Origin of the sequence: Sphingomonas sp., assembly GCF_040398505.1 — a bacterium.
Taxonomy (GTDB): domain Bacteria; phylum Pseudomonadota; class Alphaproteobacteria; order Sphingomonadales; family Sphingomonadaceae; genus Sphingomonas.
Map to the genome: position 1 here is coordinate 3,619 of NZ_JBBATX010000100.1, position 5,131 is coordinate 8,749.

At 66.8% G+C, this 5,131-nt stretch carries 5 protein-coding genes; 3 read left to right on the plus strand and 2 right to left on the minus strand.

What is annotated here, in order from left to right:
• Positions 1–413 (minus strand): DUF4440 domain-containing protein (locus tag ABWP09_RS11650; RefSeq protein WP_353205302.1); only part of this gene is annotated, 413 nt, incomplete at its 3' end.
• A gap of 77 nt (positions 414–490) precedes the next feature.
• Between ABWP09_RS11650 and ABWP09_RS11655 the strand changes: the two genes are divergently transcribed.
• The gene (locus ABWP09_RS11655; protein WP_353205303.1) at positions 491–1,471 is read left to right on the plus strand and encodes an acyltransferase family protein; all 981 of its coding nucleotides are present in this window, start codon (positions 491–493) and stop codon (positions 1,469–1,471) included.
• Here ABWP09_RS11655 and ABWP09_RS11660 read toward each other — a convergent pair.
• Entirely contained in the window at positions 1,428–3,434 is a 2,007-nt protein-coding gene (locus tag ABWP09_RS11660) for a putative bifunctional diguanylate cyclase/phosphodiesterase (RefSeq protein WP_353205304.1), read from the minus strand. The genes ABWP09_RS11655 and ABWP09_RS11660 overlap by 44 nt on opposite strands.
• Positions 3,435–3,561: 127 nt before the next feature.
• On the opposite strand from ABWP09_RS11660, the gene moaA reads away from it, so the two are divergent.
• Entirely contained in the window at positions 3,562–4,557 is a 996-nt protein-coding gene (gene moaA / locus ABWP09_RS11665) for a GTP 3',8-cyclase MoaA (protein ID WP_353205305.1), read from the plus strand.
• Positions 4,554–5,131: NAD kinase (locus ABWP09_RS11670; RefSeq protein ID WP_353205306.1), on the plus strand; the 578-nt coding region annotated here is incomplete at its 3' end. The genes moaA and ABWP09_RS11670, both read left to right, overlap by 4 nt.

The window sequence follows — 5,131 nt, forward strand, 5'->3', positions numbered from 1 at the left end:
CGCCAGCCGGCTCGCTCCTTGCGGAACACCAGCGAGGTCATCCCCGATTGCACGCTGCCATCGGCGGCGGTCAACGTGTAGCGGCCAATGTAGAGCGCATGGGCAGGACCAAGCAGCCGGAAATCGAGCGTCGCGAAGCCGAGCACGCCGCGTTTGGCGGCATTGGCGAAATCATATTTGATGCGATAGCGCTCGGCCATACCTGCCTTGCCGCGCAACACGCCGGTTTTGGTGACGAAGCTGGTGTCGGGCGCGTCCGAATAGATCGCCATGAAGCGCGGCAGATCGCCCGCATACCACCCCGCCGCGCTGTCGGCCATCGCCGCTTCGACCGCGGCCTGCGGAGTCGGTGCCCCCCGCGCCATGACCGGCGCTGACAACACCAGCATGCACGCCATTAGAAGCTTCCACATACCCGTGCTCCACGCGATAGACTTTCACCGGCACGCTGCGTAGCACGACGGCGAAGCGGCGGGGAGCGCTTGTACCGATGCAGACGTCGCCGCAGCGCGGACATTTCACCGATCTCGACGGGATGCGCGGCGTGCTCGCGCTGATCGTGATGGTGTTGCACCTGGGCCTCAATCCGGCGGTGTCGGCGCTCAGTCTCGGCTGGTTGCCCAACCATAACTGGGCATGGTCGGTCAGCGTCGATGTGTTTTTCGTGCTCAGCGGGTTCGTACTGTTCCTCGCGCTCGACCGCGCCCGGCCTGGTTTGCTCGACTATTTCATACGCCGCGTACGGCGGCTCGCGCCGGTGTACTTGATCGGAACGGTGGCGATGATCGTGCTCGGACGCGCCCTTCCGCTGCGCAATATCATTCTGAACCTGCTGATGGTGCAGACGGTCATCAATCGCTCTTCGATCAACTTTGCGGCGTGGAGTATTCCGCTCGAGCTTTTCCTGCCCGTCTTCGTCCTGCCGCTGCTGCCAATCGTGGCGCGATCGACGAAACTGCCCGTCGCAATCCTGTTCGCGCTGGCGTTGTTCGGATGTGCGACGTGCGCGGCGACGGTCGCGCTGCATACCGATAATCGGCTGGCACGCGGCGTGTTCGGGCTGGCGACGGGGATGCTGCTCGCGCGGCTATGGCAGATATCGCCCGCCGCCCCCGCTCGCCCGCGCTTGGTGCTCGGCCTGTTTGCGGCTTGCCTCGGCGTGATGGCGATCGCGGCGCGCTATCCCTTGCTGGCAGCGCTGATCCCGGTGTTCGCAGTGGCGGCGATCTGGTTCGGATCGCGCACGCACACGATCCTGTCGAGCGTGCCACTCCAGGCGTTCGGGCGCTGGTCCTATGCGATCTATCTGTTGCACGTGCCCGTCCTCACGCTCGCGGCGCGCACGATCGGGTCGGTCGATCACAGCCTGTGGCGCAAAGCCGTGGTGATCGCAGTGACGATCGCGCTCTCGGCCTTCACCTATCGCTTCATCGAGAAGCCGTTGATGCAGCGCTCGCGACCAGCGCAGTGAGCGCGCTTACCGATACGGCCTCGGAACACAGGAACCCCTGAAAGATCTGGCACCCCTCCTTCGCCAGCGCTTCGAGCTGCGCGTCGGTCTCAACCCCTTCTGCAATCACCGTCAGCCCGAGCGAGCGCGCCATGTCGATCACGCCGCGCACGACGATCCGATCGCGCGGGGATCCGGTAATGTCCTGCGCCAGTTTCTTGTCGATCTTGAGATAATCGAGCGGCAGCGCCTTCAGATAAGCGAGGCTCGAATAGCCCGTCCCGAAATCGTCGATCGCAATGCGGCATCCCGCCCCGCGCAGCACCGATAACAGCGTCGAGGCGATGCCGAGATCCTCGATCAACCCGCTCTCGGTGATTTCCAGCGTGAGACGGTTCCGCGGAAAACCGCTGGCGTCGACCCGGTCGAGGAACAAATCGGCAAATCCCGGCCGCGCAATGTCGGCGGCGGTCAAATTGAGCGCAAGCCGCACCCCCGCCAGTGCGGCAGGCCAGGCCGCCGCCTGCGTCAGCACAAGTTTCTGGATATGGTCGGACAGCCCGATTTCGAGATCGGCGCGCGCCGCGGCCGCAAACAGCGTCTCCGCCCCGATCGACCCGAGCACGCCGTGTTCCCACCGCGCCAGCGCCTCGACCCCGACGATCGCGCCGCTGGAGACCGCGACTTGCGGCTGAAACAGAATCCCGATTTCGCCGCGTTCCATCGCGCGATTGAGATCGACGGCGAGCCGGTCGATCGGTGCAGTCCCATGTTCCGCCCCGTTATCGGCCACGCGCATTGTCGCGCTGTCCGAATCGCGGGCCTCCGCCAGCGCTTCGCTCGCGCGCCGCAGCAGGGTGGCGGCGCTATCGTCGGGACGCGCCTCGGCCAGCCCGATCCGGCAGCCGAGCACCGCGATCGATTCGCCCGTCACAAACGGCCGCGCGAGCTCGCCGGCGATGCGTTCCAGCGCGAGGTCGATCCGCGCGCGCGGTGCGGTCGCGGCGACGACGAAGGTCGATCCGCTCATCCGCGCGATCAGCGCATCGCGGCCCAGCACTTCATGGACGACATCGTCGATCCGCTTCTGCGCCGACCGCAGCAGCGCATCGCCCGCGGTGCGGCCATAGGCGGTGTTGACCATGTCGAAGCGGTTGAGCGCGATCAGCATCGCGTGCAGCGGTATCGCCTCAGGGTTCGCCAGCCGTCGCGTCAGCCAGCGTCGCGCGCTTCCCGCATCGCGTGCGCCCGCCAGCGCCTCGCGCATCTCAGCGGCAGGCTCGGGCGCGCTGCCGAGCGGCTCGACCACCGCATCGATATGCTGTGCCGCAATGTCGAGTTGCAGATGCTGCACGACCCGCCCGACCCTGGTGGCATCGTGCGCGAAGGCGGTCGCAGGCCGGGCGCGGGTCATCCGGCGCAAGGCCGTGAGCGCTGCGGCGCGGTCGCCAGGATCGAGCCGGCGCAGCAAGGCGCGCGCCCCGAATTCGTCTTCGATCCCGAGCAACGCCGACAGCCCCGGCGTCAGGATCAAAACGCGCGTGACCAGATCATAGCGCCAGCCGAGCGGCGCGAAGGACGGCCCGGCCTGCCACTCACGCGCCATCCGTTCGGCGTGGCGCGCCGCGAAGCGCAATGCCTGCAGTAATTCGGCGTCGCTGAACGGGCTTGCGAGGAAATGCGTCGCGCCCGCATCGAACAAAGCGGCGATCATCGCCGTCTCGCCGCGTGACACCAACGCGAGCATCGCGCCGCCATTCGCCTCGACCGCGTCACCCAGCATTGCCACCGCCGCCAGCCCGTCGCCCGGGGCACCGCGCGCGTCGATCACCGCGACCGCCGCGCCGCTGGAAAGAAAGCGCCGCTCGGCCCCGCCCACGCGGCGCGCCGCGACGACTTGCCAGCCGGCACCCGCTGCCAGCGACGCCAGCTCATCGCGTTGCCGAAAAGACAGGATGAACAGCGGGGCTGGAGCGGCGGGCATGGCACGACCCTAATGCGGGACGGCAGGTTAAAGAAGGGGCACGCGTTCGCCCCTGTTAATCGCGCCCGTTAATCGCCCCGTTAATCGCCCTTGTTACCGCCCCTGCGAACGCTTAGCTCCACACAGCATGGACATTGGCCCCGCCCTTATCGACCGCCACGGCCGTACGATCAGCTATTTGCGGATTTCGGTGACCGATCGCTGCGACCTGCGCTGCCGCTATTGCATGGCCGAACAGATGACCTTCCTGCCCAAGGCGGCGGTGCTGAGCCTCGAGGAAATCGCGATCATCGCCGAACGCTTCATCGCGCGCGGCATCACCAAGATCCGGCTGAGCGGTGGCGAGCCCTTGGTGCGGCGCGATGTCGGACAATTGGTTAAGCGCCTCGGGCGGCATATCGGAGCCGGGCTCGACGAACTGACGATGACGACCAACGGCAATGCGCTGGCCGAACATGCCCCCGCGCTCGTTGCGGCGGGGATGCGCCGGATCAATGTCAGCCTCGACAGCCTCGATCCCGACACGTTTCGCTACATCACCCGTCACGGCGATGTGGCGCGCGTGATAGGCGGCATTCGCGCCGCGCGCGATGCGGGGCTCGCGGTCAAGATCAACATGGTCGCGCTGAAGGGCCTGAACGAACAGGAAATCGCGCCGATGCTACGCTGGTGCGTCGAGGAAGGCATCGACCTGACGCTGATCGAGACGATGCCGCTCGGCCAGATCGACGAGGATCGCACCGACCGCTTCCTGCCGCTGACCGCGGTGTTCGACGATCTCTCGCGCAACTTCGCCTTGCTGCGCGACCCGTATCGCAGCGGTGGCCCGGCCCGCTATTGGCGCGTTTCGGGGACGGAGACAAAGCTGGGCCTGATCTCACCGCTGACCGGGAATTTCTGCGATACGTGCAACCGCGTTCGGCTGACCACCGAGGGGGTGCTCTACACCTGCCTCGGCCATGACGATCAGGTCGATTTGAAAGCGATCCTGCGCGGCGAAGGCGTTGGCGGACTCGATGCCGCGCTCGACGCGGCGATGCTGACCAAGCCCGCGCGCCATGATTTCGATATCTCGGCCGCGGCGCCCGCCGTCGCCCGCCACATGAGCGTCACCGGCGGATGACGTTGCCGCAACGCCGCGCGCTCGTTGCCTCCCCGACGCCGCCCGCGCAGGCGGCGGCCGCAATGCTCGCCGACGCGCATGATTGGGTCGCGCCGCAAGATGCCGATCTGATCGTCGCGCTGGGTGGCGATGGCTTCATGCTGCAAACGCTCCACGCAATGCTCGAACGGCGCAAACCGGTCGTGCCGGTGTTCGGGATGAACCTCGGCACCGTCGGATTCCTGATGAACGAATGGCGGGCGCACGGGCTCGACACCCGGCTTGAGCGCACCAAGCCGTTCAAGGTCGTGCCGCTGGCGATGACCGCGATCACGGTTTCCGGCGAGACATTCTCCTTGCCCGCGATCAACGAAGTCTCGCTGCTGCGCGAAACGCGCCAGACCGCGAATTTGGAGGTTACCGTCAACGACCGGATCGTCCTGCCCGAACTGGCGTGCGATGGCATATTGGTGGCGACGCCAGCCGGGTCGACCGCGTACAACCTTTCGGCGCAAGGGCCGATCCTGCCGCTCGGATCGAACATGCTGGCGCTGACGCCGATCAGCCCGTTCCGCCCGCGGCGCTGGCGCGGCGC